The following is a 17,917-nucleotide window of genomic DNA, read 5'->3' as shown; positions in this document are numbered from 1 at the left end:
TGGATATGCGTGTCTGACATGATCGGTCTGGTTCTGGTGACGCACGGGCGGCTCGCCGATGAGTTCGTGACCGCGATGATACATGTGGTCGGGCCGCAGGAGCGGATCGCCACCATCGCGATCGGGCCGGAGGACGATATGGAGGAGCGCCGTGCCGATATCGCCGGGGCGATCGCCACCGTCGATGCCGGGCGCGGCGTGATCGTGCTGACCGACCTGTTCGGCGGCACCCCTTCCAACCTCGCCATCTCGCTGATGGAACGCGGCCGGGTGGAGGTGATCGCGGGCATGAACCTGCCGATGCTGATTCGCCTGGGTTCGGCACGCAAGTCGATGCAGGTCGTCGATGCCGTCGCCGCGGCGCGCGAGGCGGGCCGGAAATATATCTCGGTCGCCTCCGAAGTGCTGGGCGAGGCCGCGGCATGAGCGAGCAGACGCGGACCGTCCTCATCACCAACCGCCGGGGACTTCATGCGCGCGCCAGCGCCAAGTTCGTCACCCTCGCCTCGACCCAACCTTGCGAGGTGCGGGTGGCCAAGGACGGAAGCACCGTGACCGGCACGTCGATCATGGGCCTGATGATGCTGGGCGCCGCCATGGGCGACAGCATCACGATCAGCGCGGCCGGCGACGGCGCGGGCGAAACGGTCGAGGCGCTGGTCGCCTTGGTGGAAGCGAAGTTCGGCGAAGACTGATGCCGCGTGAGATTACCGCTTATTCGAACCCGCTGATCAAGTGGGCCCGCGACCTTCGTGACAAGCGTCATCGCAAACAGGCGCGCCAGTTTCTGGCCGAGGGACTGCGCATCCTGACCGAGGCGCGCGAGACGGGGCGATTACCGCACCTGCTGTTCTACGCCAAGCCATCGGCGAACCATCCGCTGGTCCGCGAACTGGTCGAGGCGGTTGAGGCCGCCGAGGGCGAGGCGATCGAGACCACGCCGGACATCCTGTCCAAACTGTCGGGCAAGGACAATCCGCAGGCGGTCGTCGGCGTCTTCGAGGAATTCGGCCTGACCCTCGACGGGCTGGACCGATCGTCGTCGAACATCTGGCTGGTCGCCGAGCGCCTGCGCGATCCCGGCAATCTCGGCACGATCCTGCGTACCGGTGACGCGGTGGGCGCAGGCGGCCTGATCCTGATCGGTGAATGCGTCGACCCGTTTTCGGTCGAGGCGGTCCGCGCGAGCATGGGGGCGCTGTTTACGATGCCGATCGTGCGCACCGAATGGCAGCCGTTTCTCGACTGGCTCCGTCAGGGGCCGGGCCAGCTCGTCGGACTGAGCCTCGACACCGATTCGGACTATCGCGCCGTCCGCTACGCCACGCCGACCTTCCTGCTGACCGGGAATGAGGCGCAAGGCATGCCCGCCGAATATGCCGCCGCCTGCGACACGCTGGTCAAGATCCCGATGCTGGGCAAGGCCGATAGTCTGAACGCAGCGGTCGCAACCGCCGTCATGGCCTATGAGGTGCTGGCGCAGCAGGGTGGCGGCAAGGCGGGCTGAACGGCTACGCGATATGTTACCGTCGATGTCGAGCAGATCTGAAGCTTGATTCAGCCAAGCTGAAACGCCACCCCGGCGAAGGCCGGGATGGCGGGACGATATTTCAGATCAGGTGCATCAAACAGCCGCCACGCCGTCATCGGTGCTGGTCAACTCGGGCACCGGCATCAGCTTGGTCAGCGGACGTACCGATTGCTCGATCAGCGGCGGGGATTCGATCGTCTTGCCGGCCGTATCGATGTTCAGCGCCTCGAACCGCTTGGCACTGGTCAGGACGTTGCTTTCCAGGCTGCCGACAAACGCGTTGTATGCGGTCATCGCCGTATCGAGGTTCTTGCCCAACTTCGCGACATGCCCGCCCATTACCGACAGGCGGCTGTACAATTCCTTGCCCAGCACGCCGATCTCCTGCGCCTGCTGTGCCAGCTTCTCCTGACGCCAGACGGCGGCAACGGTACGCGCAATCGCGATCAGGTTCGTAGGAGTCGCCAGCAAAACCTTCTTTTCGAATGCAAAATCCCAAAGCGTCGGATCATGCTCCAGCGCAGCCGACAGGAAATGCTCGCCCGGTACGAACATGATGACATAGTCCGGCGCGTCGTCGAACTGGCTCCAGTAGCTCTTGTTGCCCAGCCCGTTGACATGCGCGCGCATCGCGGCGGCATGCCGGGTTAGCCCCAGTTGCCGTTCGGAATCGTCCACCGCCCCGAACGCATCCTGATAGTCGTTGAGCGAGACCTTCGCGTCGATCACCAGCGACTTTCCACCCGGAACGCGGATGATCGCGTCTGGGCGCAGCCGTCCGCCATCGCCGTCCGCCACGCTGACCTCGGTCTGGAAATCGGCATGTTCGGACAGGCCACAGCTTTCCAGCACGTTGCGGAGCTGCTGCTCGCCCCAGCGGCCGCGCGCCTTGGGCGCGTTCCGTAGTGCGTTGACCAGCTTGGCCGCCTCGCCCGAGACGCGCTCCTGGCCGATCCGCATCGCCTCGATCTGCCCCTTGAGCTCACCGAACGCATCGCGGCGTTCATCCTCGACCTTGCGGACACCCTCCTCGTAACGCTGCAACCGTTGGTGCACCGGGTCGAGCAGCGATTTCAGCGTCTGCCCCGAAGCCTCCTCCGACTGGCGGAAACGCGCCTCGGCACGCTCCAGGAATTGACGCTGGGCGACCTCCAGCGCGCGGGCCGCCGCTTCACCAAATTGCGCGTTGATCTGCTCGCGCGCCTGGCCCAGCGCCTCCAGCGTCTGCGCATAGGCGGTTTCCCGCTCCTGCGCTCGCGCCCGCAACTCGGCGATATCACGCAGCGCGGCGTTGCGCTCGGCCTCCACCGCATCGCGGGCGGCGCGGATCATGTCCAGGTCGGCCGCCCGACCACGCAGTTCGGCCAGCGCCTGAAGCGCGTCGGTCCGCTCTCGCTCTGCCTTGTCTCGGCTCGCGCGGAGCGGTTCGACCTCGGCGGCGCGGGTCGTGGCGGTGGCGAGTTCCGCTGCCACCCCGTCCGCCTTGCGCCGGGCCACGATCCAGCCGACCACGCCCCCCAACAGGAGAGCGAGCAACGCGACGGCGATCAGTTCGGGCATTTCAACAACCTGTCAGATACGATTACAGGTTGGAACATAGAACGAACGAAGCCGGTCGAACAAGGCTATTCGACCGGCTTCGGGAAATGCAGCGATGCGGGTGGGCTCAGCCCTTGCGGATCTTGCTCAGCTTGCGCATCAGCATGTCGCGCTTCAACCGGCTGACATGGTCGATGAACAGCACGCCGTTCAGATGGTCGATCTCATGCTGCATGCATGTCGCCAGCAGGCCGTCCAGTTCTTCCTCATGCGCCTGCCCCTTCTCGTCCAGCCACTTGACGCGGCAGGAGGCGGGGCGCTTCACCTCGGCATATTGCTCGGGGATGGAGAGGCAACCTTCGTTATAGGTCGACAGCTCTTCGCTGACCGACAGGATTTCGGGATTGATATAGGCTTTGGGGTTCTTGACCGGCTTGCCCTCTTCGTCCTCTTCCTCCTGTAGGTCGATGACGAGAATGCGCTGATCGACGCCGACCTGGATCGCGGCGAGACCGATGCCGTGCGCATCGTACATCGTCTCGATCATGTCGGAGACGAGCTGGCGGACGGCGTCATCGACCGTCTCGACGGGCTTGGAGACGAGACGCAGGCGGGGGTCGGGAACTTCGACGATCGGAAGAATGGCCATGACGGTTTCGCTACGGTCAGCGGCCCGAACCGTCAAGCCGGCGGATCAGACCACCGGCCGCCGTGCACGCAGCGCCTGGGCCAGCGTGCCCTCGTCCAGATAATCAAGTTCACCCCCGACCGGCAGGCCATGCGCAAGCTGGGTCACGCGAACCGGAAAACGCTCGATCCGCTCGGCGATGTAATGCGCGGTCGTCTGTCCCTCGAGCGTGGCGTTCATCGCGAGCACGACCTCGTCGATCCCGCCGCCCTCGATCCGCCGGACCAGCGCGTCGATGGCCAGATCCTCGGGCCGGATACCTTCCAGCGCCGACAACCGGCCGCCCAGGACGTGGAACCGTCCGGGAAACAGGCGCGACCGCTCCAGCGCCCAGAGATCCGCGACTTCCTCCACGACACACAGCGCGCCCGCGTCACGGCGGGGGTCGGCACAGATCGCGCAAGGGTTGGCCGTGTCGATATTGCCGCAGGTCGTACAGGTCTCCAGCCGTTCCTCGACCGCGCCCAGCGCCGTCAGCAGCGGCACCAGCGCCGCCTCCCGCTTCTTGAGCAGATGCAGGACGGCGCGACGTGCCGATCGGGGGCCTAGGCCAGGAATACGCGCCAGCGCCTGAGTAAGCGCCTCGATCTCGGGGGATGCCATATGTGAACAGATAGGGGGTTGCGTGCCGTCCCGCCAGCGGAGAGAGGCGAATGCCATGCGGATCATCTTCATGGGTACGCCGGGCTTTGCCGTCCCGGTCCTGCAGGCGCTGGTCGAGGCCGGGCACGAGGTCGTCGCCAGCTATAGCCAACCACCGCGCCCTGGCGGGCGACGCGGACGACAGCTGGTGCCCTCCCCGGTCCAGCAGACGGCCGAAGCGCTCGGCATAGCGGTGCTGAACCCGGTATCGCTGCGCTCGGCGGAGGAACAGGCGCGCTTTGCCGCGTTCCACGCCGATGTGGCAGTCGTGGCGGCCTATGGCCTGATCCTGCCGCAGCCGATCCTGGATGCGCCGCGCCTGGGTTGCCTGAACGTCCACGGCTCGCTCCTACCCAGATGGCGGGGGGCGGCACCGATCCAGCGGGCGATCCTGGCCGGCGACATGGTCACGGGTGTCGGCATCATGCAGATGGAGGCCGGTCTCGACACCGGCCCGGTCCGGTTGGAGGGCTCGACGCCGATTGGGCGCAAGACGACCGGCGAACTGACCGAAGAACTGGCCGCGATGGGCGCTGCGCTGATGGTCAGGGTGCTCGCCGATCCGGAACGTTATCCCGCCCGGACCCAGCCGGTCGATGGCGTCACCTATGCCGCCAAGATCGACAAGGCGGAAACGCGGCTGGATTTCGGCAAACCCGCGATCGAACTGGAACGCCAGGTCCGCGCCTTCCATCCTGCGCCCGGCGCCTGGTTCGAGTATCAGGGGGAGCGGATCAAAATCCTGTCGGCGGAGGTCGTCGATGCCAAGGGCGCAGCGGGCACCGTGCTGGACGACCGGCTGACCATCGCCTGCGACGGAGGGGCGTTGCGCCCCGTCGACGTCCAGCGCGCAGGGCGCGGCGTATCGAGCGCCGACGATCTGCTTCGCGGCTTTGCGATCCCAGCGGGGACGCGGCTTTGACCCGATTCGCGCTGACCGTCGAGTTTGATGGCCGTCCCTTCATGGGCTGGCAGCGCCAGTCGCATGGCCCCAGCGTGCAGCAGGCGCTTGAAGATGCCGTCTACGCGGTCACCGGCGAGCGCACGGCAGTCCATGCCGCCGGGCGAACCGATGCCGGGGTGCACGGCCTGGCGATGCGGGCGCATGTCGAGATCGAAAAGGCGATCACCCCGTTCCGCCTGATGGAGGCGATCAATGCGCGGGTCCGCCCGGCACCGGTGGCCGTGCTGGCGTGCGTCGAGGTCGCGCCCGACTGGCATGCGCGCTTTTCGTGTATCCGCCGGTCCTATGAATATCGCATCGTCAACCGCCGGGCGCCGCTAACCTTCGAGGCGGGGCTGGCATGGCAGGTGCCGCAGCCCCTGGACACGTTCGCCATGGCCGAGGCGGCGACAAGGTTGGTCGGGCGACATGACTTCACGACCTTCCGCTCGGCGCATTGCCAGGCGGACAGCCCGGTGCGCACGCTCGACCTGTTGTCGGTCGAGCGGAACGGCGACCGCCTGTTCGTCCGGGCGGCCGCACGGTCCTTCCTGCACCATCAGGTGCGGTCGATGGTCGGATGCCTCGCGCTGGTCGGCATGGGCCGCTGGACACCCGACGATGTAGAGGCCGCGCTGAACGCCCGCGACCGCGCTCAGCTGGGGCTGAACGCACCGTCGGACGGGCTGTTCTTTGTGGCGGCGGATTACCCGGCCGACGGCTGACGCGAGAAGCGTGCGGCCAGTTCGACATGGGTCGACCAGCGGAACTGGCCCACCGGCTGCACCCAATCAAGCGACCAGCCCTTCTCGACCATCGCCTTGGCATCGCGCGCGAAGCTGGACGGATTGCACGACACATAGGCGACGGTGGCGACCTCGGCTTCGGCGAGTGCCTCCGCCTGATCGCGGGCCCCGGCGCGCGGCGGATCGAGGACGATCGCATCGAACCGATCGAGCTCCGCCTTGGTCAGCGGGCGGCGATAGAGATCGCGATGCTCGCCAAAGACCAGTCGTCCGGTAACGTTCGCCGCACCCTTCAACGCCATGATGGCATCGCGCGCGCCCTCGGCGGCGTAGACCTTGCCGGGCAGCGCGAAGGTGAAGGTGCCGAGCCCGGCGAACAGGTCGGCCGTCGTGCGCGGGCGACCCACCGCGTCGAGTACCGCCGCGACCAGCGTCGCCTCGCCATCGCGGGTCGCCTGCAGGAATGCGCCCGGCGGCAGCGGCACCGCGACACCGCCCAGCGTGACGGTGACAGGCTCCGGCTCCCACCGGGTTTCGGCACCCAGCCCGTCATCGACGGAGAAACGGGCCACGCCATAACGCTGGCAAAAACCGATGATCGCCTCGGCCGCGTCCAGCCCGTCGGGCGACAGGTTGGTGACGAGGATATCCGCGCCCTGATCCGCCAGCGTCAGATGGACGTCGCCGCGCCGCTTGAACCCCAGTCGCTGGAGCAGGATGCGCAGCGGTGCGACGAGGGCGAAGAGCGCGGGATCGAGGATATGGCATTCGGCCATGTCGACGATCGCATGGCTCTTTTCCTCGGAGAAGCCGATCAGGACCCGGCCACCCTTGAACTCGGCATGGAGCGTCGCCCGGCGGCGGCTGTGCGATGGTGAGACATGCGTCGGGCGCAGCGGCGCGGACAGCCCCTGCGCCTCAAGCGCAGACGCGACCCGGTCGGTCACGAACCCGGCATAGCTTTCATCGTCCAGATGCTGGAGCTGGCAACCGCCACAGCGTGGAAAGTGGCCGCATGGAGGCGATTGGTGATGTGGGCCGGGCGTCAGAATGCCGTCGGCCGACAGGGTGTCGCCGGGGGCGGCAAGGGCGGCGTGGCGGCCGTTCGCGGTCACGCCGTCGCCTCGGGCGGCAACGCGGATGATAGTATCGCTCATGCGGTCAGCCTCTGACGGCGGAAAGGGCATCTGCCAAGTCGTCCGCGATGAAAGCCTTGCCACACAGCCTTGCCGCCTGACCATGAAGCCACACCCCCGCCTCGGCCGCCGCCATCGGATCGAGCCCCGCCGCCAGCATCGCGCCGATCGCACCCGCCAATACGTCGCCCGTGCCGGCTGTCGATAGCCAAGGGCTGGCCGACGGGCACAGGATCGCCCTGCCACCGGGTTCGGCGATCACCGTGTCTGCACCCTTATGGACGACGATCGCCCTGCTCCGGCACGCGGCGTCGCGTGTCGCGGTCAGCTTGTCGGCGGTCATGTCGCCGAACAGATGCGAAAATTCGCCGCCATGGGGTGTAAGGATCTTCGCTCCGTCGTGATGGGCGAGTGCGTCGAGATCGACCAGGCGGAGCGCATCGCCGTCGATCACCAATGGCCGCCCGCTGTCCATTGCCGCGCGCAGCCGTTCCCCGGCATACTCGTCGCGTCCCAAACCGGGCCCGATTACGACCGCGCCAATGCGCGCATCGTCCAGTGCCTCGGGTGTAAAGCTCCGGCGGACGATCGCATGAGGTTGGGTGGCGGCCACGCCGGTATCGGCGGCGAGATGCAGCACATACCCCGCCCCAGCCCGTGCGGCGGCGATCGCGGCCAGTTCGGATGCACCCGACATGCTGCCCGCGACGATCGCCACCATGCCCCGGCTATACTTGTGCGACCCGGCGCCCGGCTCCGGTAAGGCGGGTGACGTCGTGACGCGTGCGGTGCCACCGACCGGTACGCCGATATCGAGCAGGCGAACCACGCCCATATGCAACGCGGCAGGTTGCAGGAGATGCGCTGGCTTCACCGCACCCAGGGCGAGCGTGACGTCGAAGCACGGTATGTCGCTCAACACATGCCCGCTATCGGTGGCGACACCGCTCGGCAGGTCGACCGCGATCCTGAGTTCGGCCTTGTCCGCCAGTCGCCGGAGATGGTGAGCCGTCGCCTCCTCCAGCCCCCGCGACAGACCGGTCCCGAACAACGCATCGACCAGCACCGGCGCGCTTGATGCCCTTGCCAGCGACTCGACCGGCCCTTGCCACCGTGCGGCCGCCCGACGGCATCCATCGCTTTCGGGTTCGCTCGCCGCAGCGACCCGCACAGCCTTGCCACGTTCGGCCAGGATCGCAGCGGCGATATAGCCATCGCCGCCATTATTGCCTGGTCCGCACAGGATCAGCACTTCGCGAGTGGCAGCGAGCCGCGAGACGGCCTCCGCAATCGCCCGGCCCGCCCGATCCATCAGCGCTGCCTCGGTCGTACCGTCCGCCATCGCGGCCTGCTCGGCTGCGCGCATTTCGTCGGCTGTCAGGATGGGGCGGCCTTCGATCGGGATCATGGCGTTTCGATGGTCGCGGGCAGGCGATACCGATGGTCACCGACCTGAATCTCGATCTGGCGATCGCCCGCGACGCTGACCTGCGCGGGCAATGCTCCGTCCGCCGTTGCAACGCCGCGCCCGTCGCGGGTCACCTGCAAGCGGTGGAACCCGCCATCGGGGTAGCGAACCGTCAGGATCGTGCCGCTCGCCGAGGCCGACTGTTCGACGGTGCAGTCACGTGAGAAACTCTGAGCACCCGCCAGCGCGCATTCGATAGCGAGGCCGGGGGCCTGCGGTGCCGACGGCGTATTGGCCGCCGCCGTCTCCCGGTCGCCCTGCCCGCCCGAACAGCCAGCCAGCACCATGGCGCTGGCCAGCCAGCGGAACTCAGATGTCCGCATAGACATGGCGCTCGCTCTTGGCGCCGGGGTGCGTGACCGCGCCTTGATGCGCGGGGCCGACATTCTGGGCATAGCGCCACAACACGCCGGATTGGTAATCGTTCATGCGCGGGGCCCAGCGCGCGCGACGCTCGTCCAGGACGGCGGGTTCGACCAGCAGGTCGACCGTTCCCGCCTCCGCGTCGATGCGGATGGTATCGCCATTCTCGACCAGCGCGATCGGACCGCCATCGGCCGCTTCCGGACCGACATGGCCGATGCAGAAGCCGCGCGTGCCGCCCGAAAAGCGGCCATCGGTGATCAGGGCGACCTTCTCGCCCAGGCCCTGGCCATATAGCGCCGCAGTGGTCGACAGCATTTCGCGCATGCCGGGGCCACCCTTTGGCCCTTCATAGCGAATAACGACGACGGTGCCCTCGGTGATCGCGCGCGCCTCGACCGCCGCGAAGGCCTCTTCCTCGCAGTCGAAGACCTGTGCGACGCCCTCGAACTGAAGGCGCTTCATGCCCGCGACCTTCACGATCGCACCCTCGGGCGCCAGGGTGCCGCGCAGGCCCACGACGCCGCCGGTCGGCGTGATCGGCGTCTTCACGTCATAGATGACCTTCTGGTCGGGGTTCCAGGTGACCTCGTCGATATTCTCGGCCAGCGTCTTGCCGGTGACGGTGATGCAGTCGCCATGCAGGAACCCGCCCGCCAGCAGCGTCTTCATCAGCATATAGACGCCACCCGCCTCGTACATGTCCTTGGCGACATAACGGCCGCCCGGCTTCAGGTCGGCGATGTACGGGGTGGTCTTGAAGATCTCGGCCACGTCGAACAGGTCGAAATCGATGCCGGCTTCATTCGCCATGGCAGGCAGGTGAAGCCCGGCATTGGTGGAACCGCCGGTTGCCGCGACGACGCGCGCCGCATTCTCAAAGGCTTCGCGGGTACAGATATCACGCGGACGCAGGTTGCGTGCGATCAGTTCCATCACCTGCTCGCCCGCCGCCTCGGCAATGCCGTGACGGTCGAGGAAGGGGGCGGGCATCATGTTGCTGTTGGGCAGCGACAGGCCGATCGCCTCTCCGACACAGGCCATGGTGTTGGCGGTGAATTGGCCACCGCACGCGCCGTGGCCGGGACATGCGACCTTTTCCAACGCGATCAGGTCGTGGAGCGGGCAGTTGCCTGCCGCATGCTGGCCCACCGCCTCGAACACGTCGACCACGGTCACGTCGCGGTCCTGATGACGGCCGGGCAGGATCGAACCGCCATAGACGAAGATCGACGGCACGTTCAGGCGCAACATCGACATCATCATGCCGGGCAGCGACTTGTCGCACCCCGCAAAGCCGACAAGTGCGTCATAGCAGTGGCCGCGCACCGAGAGCTCGACCGAATCGGCGATGACCTCGCGGCTGACCAGCGAGGACTTCATGCCCTGATGGCCCATCGCGATACCGTCGGTCACGGTGATGGTGTTGAACCGGCGCGGCATGCCGCCGCCGCGAATGACGCCCGCCTGCGCGGCATCGGCCTGTGCATCCAGCGTGGTGTTGCAGGGTGCCGAATTGTTACCCGCACTCGCCAGCGCGACGAACGGCTTGGCGATATCCTCTTCCTGGATACCCATGGCATAATAATAGCTGCGATGGGGCGCGCGCTCCGGGCCGACGGAAACGTGGCGGGACGGCAGGCGAGACTTGTCGAATGGGCGTGTCATGGCGCAGCCCTATGTCGCCAGACCGGCCTTTGACGCAAGCAAATTTCGCAGGTCGCGCATCAGAACGTGTAATCAGGTCCTTGGCGTTCGCCCGACTGCCCGACAGTGCCTCCCCGCCGTTGCCTGGAAGACACCCCCTTGGCGATGGGGGTTGCCCGGTCAGAGCGAACCGAGAGCCTTGGCCACGCCGTCCATCGTGAAGGGCTTTTGCAGGCGTGGGCGATCGCGGAAACGTTCATCGACCGCGTCGTCGGCGCCGCCGGTGGCGAAGACGAACGGCACGCCGCGCTCCGCGAGCGCTTCGGCGATCGGCGTGCTCTTCTGCCCCCCGCGAAGGTTGACATCGAGGATCGCGGCGTCGATGCCGCCTTCGGCCACGCGGGCCAGCGCGTCATCGACGCTGTCCACGGTGCCCGCGACCTGTTTGTCGAGGACATCCAGGAAATCCTCGAGCATCATGGCGATCAGGGGTTCGTCCTCGACGATGAGGATCTGCACGGGCTGTGTCATCGGCACTGCCATATCATGCTTTACGCCATCCGCCAGCCGCTTGTTACGTTCGGCGATCCGGCCCGGCATCCTGTGACAATGCGGCCAACGTCGCCTCGGCCAGCTGCTGCACCGAAAACGGCTTGGGCAGGAAACCGACATTGGGCAGCGTGATCGACTTGCGCAGCTGTTCCTCAGCATAGCCCGACATGAACAGGACCGCGAGGTCGGGATAGCGTTTGCGGACATGGCCGACCATCGTGGGGCCATCCATGGTCGGCATCACCACGTCCGAGATCAGCAGGTCTGGCTTGCCGTGCTTGTCGAGCATCTCGAGCGCCGCCTCGCCATTCTCGGCAGCCAATACGGTATAGCCCTGGCGCGACAGGGCCCGTTCGGCGACCGCGCGAACCATGTCCTCGTCCTCGACCAGCAGGATGGTGCCGGTCCCCCAATGGGTGGCCGCACGAGCGGCGGGCTTGACCTCGCTGGTCTTGGCGGCGGGCAAAACGGGCGCGGCGTGGACGGGCAGATAGATCGAGAATTTCGCCCCGCCGCCGGGCGGCGAATCGGCGAAGATATAGCCCCCCGACTGTTTGATGATGCCATAGACGGTCGAAAGGCCGAGCCCCGTCCCCTTGCCCAGCTCCTTGGTGGTAAAGAACGGCTCGAAGATCTTGCCCAGTATCTCGGGCGGGATACCGGTGCCGTTGTCGCTCATGATCAGCGCGGTATAGTCGGCGGCGGGCAGGATGTCGTTGTTCAGCGCGCGGGCATCGGCCATGGATATGGCCCGCGTCTGGATGGTCAGGATGCCGCCGCCCACCGGTTCGTTCTCCAGAATAGCGTCGCGCGCATTGACCGCGAGGTTGACGACGACCTGTTCCAGCTGCCCCGGATCGGCGCGGACGGGCCCCAGATTGCGGCCATGGCTGACATCCAGCCTGACCCGTTCCCCCAGCAGGCGCTTGAGCAGGTTCGAAACCTCGGACACGACGTCGGGCAGTTGCAGGATCTGCGGGCGCAGCGTCTGCTGGCGCGAGAAGGCGAGCAGCTGGCGGGTCAGGCTGGCCGCACGGTTGGAGTTGGTGCGGATCTGCTGGATATCGTCATAGTCGCTGTCGCCGGGCGAATGGCGCATCAGCATCAGGTCGCAATGGCCGATGATCGCGGTCAGGATGTTGTTGAAGTCGTGCGCGACGCCGCCCGCCAGCTGGCCGACCGCCTGCATCTTGGTCGCCTGCGCAACCTCGCGCTTCAGGCGGCTTTCCTCCGAATTGTCCTTCAGGCTGAGCAGTACCGCCGCCTCGCCCAGCCCCCGCGCTCCGGCGATGGTCAGGGCGACGGGTTCCTCGGGATGGTCTTTCAGGCGCACGGCCATATCGGCCGAATGGGTCGCGCCCCCGGCGAAACGGCGAATCGCGTCGGCGACGGCGGCCTTGTCCTCGCGCACGACCAGATCGCCCGGATAAAGCGGCGGCGTTCCACCGGTGACCCCTGCGGCGCGCATGAAGGCGGAGTTCATCTGGAGGAACCGCCCATCGCGATCGACCAGCGCGATGCCGAAGGGCATGAGCGACACCAGGCCGCGCACATGGCTGCCCGCATTGGCGCCAGCGGCCGCGACGAGCGGCTCGTCCTCGTCGAGAAGCACGACCAGCATCGGCGTGCCCTCCCCTTCGACAAAGGGGATCTGGAGGATGCGCAGCGGCCGGCCTTCGCCCTTGCCCAGTTCGGCGGCGAAACGGACCTGGCCGGAGGTATCGTGCGCCAGAAAGGTCGCGAAATCGCGCCCGACGATCGATAGCATCTCGCCGCCCATCGCGCGGGCGCACAGCACGCGGTTGGCCGCCCGTACCCGGCCATCGGGAGCGATCAGCGCCGCCATGACCCCGGCGGTGCCCAGCCGGTCACCATGGATGCCGCCGATCAGTCGCTCCACCGTCTCGGCCAGATCCTGTTCGTCGGCCACGGCGAAGCGCCAGACAAGCAGATCGGCCTCGTCACCGGCGCGCGTGACCAGCACCGACAGCTCGGTTCCCATCACCGCGATCCGGTCGGCGCGGCCCAGCCCCTCGCGCCACGCCGTCCGGCCCGCCTGTGCCAGTGCTTCGACGCTCGGTATATCGAGCGGCACACCGGGCGGCGTCGGCATCATGGGAAAGAGCGAGGCATAGGCGTCATTGGCACAGACCAGCCGCCCGGCGCGGTCGGTCACCGCGATCGCGTCGTGACTGGCATCCGCCACGACACGGGCAAAGTCCCAGTCGATGCTGCGCCGCGCCTGTTCGACCTTCGGCGTCAATAGTCGCCAGGCCAGGATCATACCGAACGCCAGCAGCGCCGCCGCCAGAAAGCCCGCCGCGACGATCCAACTGCGCACGGCCACGAACAGCAGCGCCGCCGCCGCCAAGCCGCTTGCGACCGAGACCAGAGCCGCGACGCGGACAGGATGGAATTTTTCGAAAGCCGCGATCGCCATGATGAACTCTTCATCCGGCGACCCGTCATGGGTCAAGCGCGATCCTGCGCCGCACCCATGACGGGTTTACGGGTATCACCAGATACGGACGCGCTGCTCAGGCGTTAGATACAGCTTGTCGGTCGGCTTGGGGTTGTAGGCCGCATACCAAGGATCGAGATTGCGCACGACCCAGGCGCGCTGCTGCGACGGCGAATGCGGATCGGTCAGCAGGCGATTGCGCAGGTTCGCTTCGCGGTAATTGCGCCGCCATACCTGCGCCCATCCCAGATAAAAGCGCTGGTCGCCGCTGAAGCCGTCGATCACTGGGGCCGCCTTGCCGCCCAGCGACGTATGATAGGCATCGTAGGCGACCGACAGGCCTGCCAGATCGGCGACATTCTCGCCCAGGGTCAGGCCGCCCTTCACATGCAGGCCGGGCAGCGGTTCATAGGCGTCATATTGCTTGACCAGGGCGCCGGTACGGGCCTTGAACGCCGCCACATCCGCGTCGGTCCACCAGTTGGTCAACTGACCCTTGGCATCGAACTTCGACCCCTGGTCGTCGAAATGGTGGCTGAGCTCGTGGCCGATCACCGCGCCGATGCCGCCATAATTGACCGCCGGGTCCGCCTTCGGATCGAAGAAGGGCGGTTGCAGGATGGCTGCCGGGAACACGATCTCGACCATGCCGAAATTGGCATAGGCGTTTACCGTCATCGGGGTCATGCCCCATTCCCAGCGCTGGATCGGCTTGCCGAGATGGCCGATATTCTCCTGATGCCGCCACTGGGCCGCGCGCAGGGCATTGCCGAATGCATCGCCGCTGACGATCTTCAGCCCCGAATAATCCTTCCAGCGGTCGGGATAACCGATCTTGGGCGTAAAGGCCGTCAGCTTGGCATGCGCCTTCACCTTGGTTTCGGGCGCCATCCAGTCGAGCTGGTCGATCCGCTTGCCCATCGCCGCCAGGACGTTCTTGACCAGCGCGTCCGCGGCCAGCTTCGTCGCGGGCGGGAAGTAGCGCGCGACATAGACCTTGCTGACGTCGTCCGACAGCGCGCCGCTGGTGAAGTCGACCGCACGCTTCCAGCGTTCCTGCTGCTGCGGCGTGCCCGACAGGACCGTGCCGTAAAAGGCGAACTGCTCGCGATCGAACTGGGCGGGCAGGACATCCGCGAATTCGTCGAGCGAACGGACCAGCAGCTGGTCCTTCAGCACCGCCACCGGGGTCGCCCGGATCAGCGCGGCGATGCCCGTGATCGCGCTCGGCTGCCCGACGATCAGCGTGTCGACCGGCGTGCCGACCCCCTTGAGGTACGTCGCAAAATCGAAACCGGGCGCGGCCTTGGTCAGGTCGGCGACGGTCATCTTGTTATAGGTCTTTTCCCGGTCGCGGCTTTCGATCCGGGTCCAGTGGACCTTGGCGATCTCGGTCTCGAAAGCGACGATCGCCTGCGCCCGCGCGGCGGCATCCGGCTCGCCCGCCATCGTCAGCAGCTTGGCCAGATGCGCCTGATAGGCGGTCCGCGCCGCCACCAGCTTGGCATCGTCGCTGAGATAATAATCGCGATCGGGCATGCCGAGGCCCGACTGGCGCAGGCTGACCGTATAGAGCTCGGGCTGGCGTGAGTCCTGACCGACGCCGGACCCGAAGGGAACACCGACGCCGTTCCGATCCGCCTCGGCCAGCAGGGCGGCATAGCCCGCCTTGTCGCCCAGGCCCTTGATCCGCTTCAGCCACGGCTGGATCGGTGCCAGCCCCTTGGCCTCGATCCCGGCGGTGTCGAGATAGGTCGCATAGGCGGTCCCGATCTTGCTCCCCTGCCCCTTGGCCTGCTCCAGGATCGTGTGCGTCCGCTCGCGCGACAGGTCGGCGAGCACATCGAACGCGCCATAGCTGGCCTTGTCGGCGGGGATCGCGGTCGACCGCGCCCATTCGCCATTGGCAAAGGCATAGAAATCGTCACCGGGGCGGACCGACTTGTCCATCCCCTTCTCGTCAAAGCCGAACCGTCCATAGGTCGGGCCGCTGGCGGCGGCCGGGCGGTCCTGGGCATTGAGCGCAACGGCACCGCCGATCGCGGTCGCGCCGAGCAGCGCGGCGAAGGCCAAGCTCTTCATCATCGTCTCCCAAAACAAAAAAGGCTCCCCGGTCGTCGCCGGGGAGCCATGATCACGCGATTACCAGATGCGGACGCGCTGTTGCGGCGTCAGCGCCATCTTGTCGGTCGGCTTCACGCCGAACGCGGCATACCAGGGATCGAGATTGCGAACGGTCAGCACGCGCTCATGCCCGGGCGAATGCGGATCGGACAACAGCGTCTGGCGCAGCGCGGGTTCGCGCCACTTTGTCCGCCACACCTGCGCCCAGCCATAATAGAAACGCTGGTCACCCGTCGTCCCGTCGATGATCGGCGCAGGCTTTCCACCCAGCGACTTGTGATAGGCGTCGAGCGCCACGGTCAGGCCCGCCAGATCGGCGATGTTCTCGCCCAGGGTCAATTCGCCCTGAACATGCTGGCCGGGCAGCGGCTCATAGCCGTCATACTGCTTCACGAGCGCGTCGGTGAAGGTCTTGAAGCGCGCCACGTCCTGCGGCGTCCACCAGTCGGTCAGCTTGCCGGTCGCGTCGTACTTGCGACCCTGGTCGTCGAAATGGTGGCTGATTTCATGCCCGATGACCGCACCGATGCCGCCATAGTTAACCGCGGGATCGGCCTTCGGATCGAAGAAGGGCGGCTGGAGGATCGCCGCCGGGAACACGATCTCGTTCATCGGCGGATTGGCATAGGCGTTGATCGTCATCGGCGTCATGAACCACTCGCCGCGATCGATAGGCTGGCCAAGCTTGTTGAGGTCCCGCTGGAACTCGAAGGCGTTGGCGCGCGCGACATTGCCGACCAGGTCGCCGCGCTGGATCGCCAGTGCGGAATAATCCTTCCACTTGTCGGGATAGCCGATCTTGGGCGTGAAGGCGGCCAGCTTGGCCAGCGCCTTCTGCTTGGTCTCCGGCGCCATCCATTCCAGGTTGCGCAGGCGGTCGCCCATCGCCGAGATCAGGTTCTTGACCAGTGCGTCGGCGGCGGCCTTCGATTCCGGCGGGAAATATTTGGCGACGTACTGCTTGCCGACTTCCTCGCCCAGGCCGTTGGAGACGAGGCCCACGCCGCGCTTCCACCGCGCCTGCTGCTCGGGCGTGCCGGACAGGGTGGTGCCGTAGAAGGCGAAGTTGGTCTTGTCGAAATCGCTCGACAGGTACCCGGCATAGCTGCGCAGGACCTTCAACATCGCATAGTCCTGAAGGACGTTCAGCGGTGTTTCGTTGTAGAGCTTGGCCTCGCCAGTGATCGCGCTGGGCTGCGCGACCAGGTAGGCCGGACGGCCCGCTACGCCCAGCGTCTGCATATATTGCGCCCAGGGGAAACCGGGAGCCTTGGCGGTGAAGTCGGCCGCCATCCACTTGTTATAGGTCTTGTCCGCGTCGCGGCTTTCGATGCGGGTCCAGTGGACGTTCGCCAGCGCCTTTTCGAAGTTGAAGACCGCCGCGGCGCGCGCTTCGGCATTCTGCTCGCCCGCCAGGGTCAGCATACGCGCCAGATACGCCTGATAGGCGGTGCGGATCGTCGCCAGCTTGGCGTCGTCCTTCAGATAATAGTCGCGGTCAGGCAGGCCCAGGCCGCTCTGGCCGAAGTTCGCAATGTAGGTGTCGGGGGCCTTGTCGTCCTGGCCGATATAGACGCCGAACGGGGCGCCGACGCCCTGGCGCTGCAACTTGGCCATTTCGACCGCCAGCGCGGTGCGGTCCTTCGTACCACGCAGTTGTTCCAGCCATGGCTTGACCGGGCCGACGCCCTTCGCGTTCACCGCCGCCTCGTCCATGAAGCTGGCATAGAAGTCACCGGCCTTGTTGCCGGGCTGCTTCGTGGCAGCGTCCAGGATCGTGCGGGTCTGCTCGAGCGAGCGGTCCTGCAGGACGTGGAACATGCCATAGGACGAACGATCCGCCGGGATCGTCGTCGCCTTATACCAGGTGCCGTTCGAGTAATCGAAGAAGTCGTCACCCGGCTTCACCGAGGTATCGCGCCCGGCCATGTCGAAGCCGAAATCGCCGATCTCCGGTCCGTTCTTGGCATTGGGCTTGACCGGACCGACAGCGGCCTTGTCGACGGGGTTCTTGGTTTGCGCAATGACGGGGGAAATGGCGGTCGAGAGTAGAGCAGCGAGCAGCAGACAGCGCATC

The 17,917-nt window shown here is 66.5% G+C and carries 16 protein-coding genes; 5 read left to right on the top strand and 11 right to left on the bottom strand.

What is annotated here, in order from left to right:
* Positions 1 to 18 precede the first annotated feature (18 nt).
* Genes U1703_RS00940 through U1703_RS00930 form a run of 3 tightly spaced genes read left to right on the top strand, consistent with a single transcriptional unit; the run spans position 19 to position 1,507 of the window.
* Complete coding sequence (locus tag U1703_RS00940; protein ID WP_320451274.1) at positions 19 to 426, top strand: PTS sugar transporter subunit IIA; 408 nt, start codon at positions 19 to 21, stop codon at positions 424 to 426.
* On the top strand, positions 423 to 695 hold the full coding sequence (locus tag U1703_RS00935) for an HPr family phosphocarrier protein (protein ID WP_320451052.1): 273 nt from the start codon (positions 423 to 425) through the stop codon (positions 693 to 695). Before U1703_RS00940 ends, U1703_RS00935 begins: the two co-directional genes overlap by 4 nt.
* Positions 695 to 1,507: a TrmH family RNA methyltransferase gene (locus U1703_RS00930; RefSeq protein ID WP_332784210.1), complete on the top strand. Its 813-nt coding sequence runs from the start codon at positions 695 to 697 to the stop codon at positions 1,505 to 1,507. The genes U1703_RS00935 and U1703_RS00930 overlap by 1 nt, the downstream gene beginning before the upstream one ends.
* Before the next feature lie 117 nt (positions 1,508 to 1,624).
* Here the strand turns inward: U1703_RS00930 and U1703_RS00925 are convergent, their stop codons facing one another.
* The 3 genes from U1703_RS00925 to recR form a co-directional block, all read right to left on the bottom strand.
* Positions 1,625 to 3,091 carry a DNA recombination protein RmuC gene (locus U1703_RS00925; RefSeq protein ID WP_332784209.1) on the bottom strand — a complete coding sequence of 489 codons (1,467 nt, stop codon included), beginning with the start codon at positions 3,089 to 3,091 and terminating at the stop codon, positions 1,625 to 1,627.
* Positions 3,092 to 3,197: 106 nt separating this feature from the next.
* The gene (def, locus tag U1703_RS00920) at positions 3,198 to 3,719 is read right to left on the bottom strand and encodes a peptide deformylase (RefSeq protein ID WP_332784208.1); all 522 of its coding nucleotides are present in this window, start codon (positions 3,717 to 3,719) and stop codon (positions 3,198 to 3,200) included.
* A gap of 45 nt (positions 3,720 to 3,764) precedes the next feature.
* Positions 3,765 to 4,361 (bottom strand): recombination mediator RecR, encoded by a 597-nt coding sequence (gene recR / locus U1703_RS00915; protein ID WP_320451056.1) that lies wholly within the window; start codon positions 4,359 to 4,361, stop codon positions 3,765 to 3,767.
* Between the two features lie 55 nt (positions 4,362 to 4,416).
* On the opposite strand from recR, the gene fmt reads away from it, so the two are divergent.
* Together fmt and truA are read left to right on the top strand one after the other, a co-directional pair.
* On the top strand, positions 4,417 to 5,322 hold the full coding sequence (fmt, locus tag U1703_RS00910) for a methionyl-tRNA formyltransferase (RefSeq protein WP_332784207.1): 906 nt from the start codon (positions 4,417 to 4,419) through the stop codon (positions 5,320 to 5,322).
* Positions 5,319 to 6,068 carry a tRNA pseudouridine(38-40) synthase TruA gene (gene truA / locus U1703_RS00905; protein ID WP_332784206.1) on the top strand — a complete coding sequence of 250 codons (750 nt, stop codon included), beginning with the start codon at positions 5,319 to 5,321 and terminating at the stop codon, positions 6,066 to 6,068. Before fmt ends, truA begins: the two co-directional genes overlap by 4 nt.
* Here the strand turns inward: truA and U1703_RS00900 are convergent.
* The 8 genes from U1703_RS00900 to U1703_RS00865 all read right to left on the bottom strand — a co-directional run bounded on the left by U1703_RS00900 (position 6,050) and on the right by U1703_RS00865 (position 17,916).
* Positions 6,050 to 7,246, bottom strand: coding sequence for a class I SAM-dependent RNA methyltransferase (locus tag U1703_RS00900; RefSeq protein WP_332784205.1), 1,197 nt, complete (start codon positions 7,244 to 7,246; stop codon positions 6,050 to 6,052). The two genes, truA and U1703_RS00900, sit on opposite strands and share 19 nt — an antisense overlap.
* Before the next feature lie 4 nt (positions 7,247 to 7,250).
* The gene (locus U1703_RS00895) at positions 7,251 to 8,633 is read right to left on the bottom strand and encodes an NAD(P)H-hydrate dehydratase (RefSeq protein ID WP_332784204.1); all 1,383 of its coding nucleotides are present in this window, start codon (positions 8,631 to 8,633) and stop codon (positions 7,251 to 7,253) included.
* On the bottom strand, positions 8,630 to 9,016 hold the full coding sequence (locus tag U1703_RS00890; RefSeq protein ID WP_332784203.1) for a hypothetical protein: 387 nt from the start codon (positions 9,014 to 9,016) through the stop codon (positions 8,630 to 8,632). The genes U1703_RS00895 and U1703_RS00890 overlap by 4 nt, the downstream gene beginning before the upstream one ends.
* Entirely contained in the window at positions 9,003 to 10,724 is a 1,722-nt protein-coding gene (gene ilvD / locus U1703_RS00885) for a dihydroxy-acid dehydratase (RefSeq protein ID WP_332784202.1), read from the bottom strand. Before ilvD ends, U1703_RS00890 begins: the two co-directional genes overlap by 14 nt.
* Before the next feature lie 159 nt (positions 10,725 to 10,883).
* Complete coding sequence (locus U1703_RS00880) at positions 10,884 to 11,234, bottom strand: response regulator (RefSeq protein WP_320451275.1); 351 nt, start codon at positions 11,232 to 11,234, stop codon at positions 10,884 to 10,886.
* 43 nt (positions 11,235 to 11,277) lie between these two features.
* On the bottom strand, positions 11,278 to 13,695 hold the full coding sequence (locus tag U1703_RS00875) for a hybrid sensor histidine kinase/response regulator (RefSeq protein ID WP_332784201.1): 2,418 nt from the start codon (positions 13,693 to 13,695) through the stop codon (positions 11,278 to 11,280).
* A 75-nt stretch (positions 13,696 to 13,770) separates the two neighbouring features.
* Positions 13,771 to 15,798, bottom strand: a complete 2,028-nt coding sequence (locus U1703_RS00870; RefSeq protein WP_332784200.1) for a M13 family metallopeptidase — start codon at positions 15,796 to 15,798, stop codon at positions 13,771 to 13,773.
* A 60-nt stretch (positions 15,799 to 15,858) separates the two neighbouring features.
* Positions 15,859 to 17,916: a M13 family metallopeptidase gene (locus tag U1703_RS00865; protein ID WP_332784199.1), complete on the bottom strand. Its 2,058-nt coding sequence runs from the start codon at positions 17,914 to 17,916 to the stop codon at positions 15,859 to 15,861.
* Position 17,917: the final 1 nt, after the last annotated feature.

The organism is Sphingomonas flavida (genome assembly GCF_036663655.1).
Taxonomy (GTDB): domain Bacteria; phylum Pseudomonadota; class Alphaproteobacteria; order Sphingomonadales; family Sphingomonadaceae; genus Sphingomonas.
This window is presented reverse-complemented; position numbering and strand designations above follow the sequence as displayed.

Excerpts from the sequence above, each read along its gene's own strand:
- U1703_RS00940 (WP_320451274.1), top strand. The coding sequence starts at position 19 with ATGATCGGTCTGGTTCTGGTGACGCACGGGCGGCTCGCCGATGAGTTC.
- U1703_RS00935 (WP_320451052.1), top strand. The coding sequence starts at position 423 with ATGAGCGAGCAGACGCGGACCGTCCTCATCACCAACCGCCGGGGACTT.
- U1703_RS00930 (WP_332784210.1), top strand. The coding sequence starts at position 695 with ATGCCGCGTGAGATTACCGCTTATTCGAACCCGCTGATCAAGTGGGCC.
- U1703_RS00925 (WP_332784209.1), bottom strand. The coding sequence starts at position 3,091 with ATGCCCGAACTGATCGCCGTCGCGTTGCTCGCTCTCCTGTTGGGGGGC.
- def (WP_332784208.1), bottom strand. The coding sequence starts at position 3,719 with ATGGCCATTCTTCCGATCGTCGAAGTTCCCGACCCCCGCCTGCGTCTC.
- recR (WP_320451056.1), bottom strand. The coding sequence starts at position 4,361 with ATGGCATCCCCCGAGATCGAGGCGCTTACTCAGGCGCTGGCGCGTATT.
- fmt (WP_332784207.1), top strand. The coding sequence starts at position 4,417 with ATGCGGATCATCTTCATGGGTACGCCGGGCTTTGCCGTCCCGGTCCTG.
- U1703_RS00900 (WP_332784205.1), bottom strand. The coding sequence starts at position 7,246 with ATGAGCGATACTATCATCCGCGTTGCCGCCCGAGGCGACGGCGTGACC.
- U1703_RS00895 (WP_332784204.1), bottom strand. The coding sequence starts at position 8,633 with ATGATCCCGATCGAAGGCCGCCCCATCCTGACAGCCGACGAAATGCGC.
- U1703_RS00890 (WP_332784203.1), bottom strand. The coding sequence starts at position 9,016 with ATGCGGACATCTGAGTTCCGCTGGCTGGCCAGCGCCATGGTGCTGGCT.
- ilvD (WP_332784202.1), bottom strand. The coding sequence starts at position 10,724 with ATGACACGCCCATTCGACAAGTCTCGCCTGCCGTCCCGCCACGTTTCC.
- U1703_RS00880 (WP_320451275.1), bottom strand. The coding sequence starts at position 11,234 with ATGACACAGCCCGTGCAGATCCTCATCGTCGAGGACGAACCCCTGATC.
- U1703_RS00875 (WP_332784201.1), bottom strand. The coding sequence starts at position 13,695 with ATGGCGATCGCGGCTTTCGAAAAATTCCATCCTGTCCGCGTCGCGGCT.
- U1703_RS00870 (WP_332784200.1), bottom strand. The coding sequence starts at position 15,798 with ATGAAGAGCTTGGCCTTCGCCGCGCTGCTCGGCGCGACCGCGATCGGC.
- U1703_RS00865 (WP_332784199.1), bottom strand. The coding sequence starts at position 17,916 with ATGCGCTGTCTGCTGCTCGCTGCTCTACTCTCGACCGCCATTTCCCCC.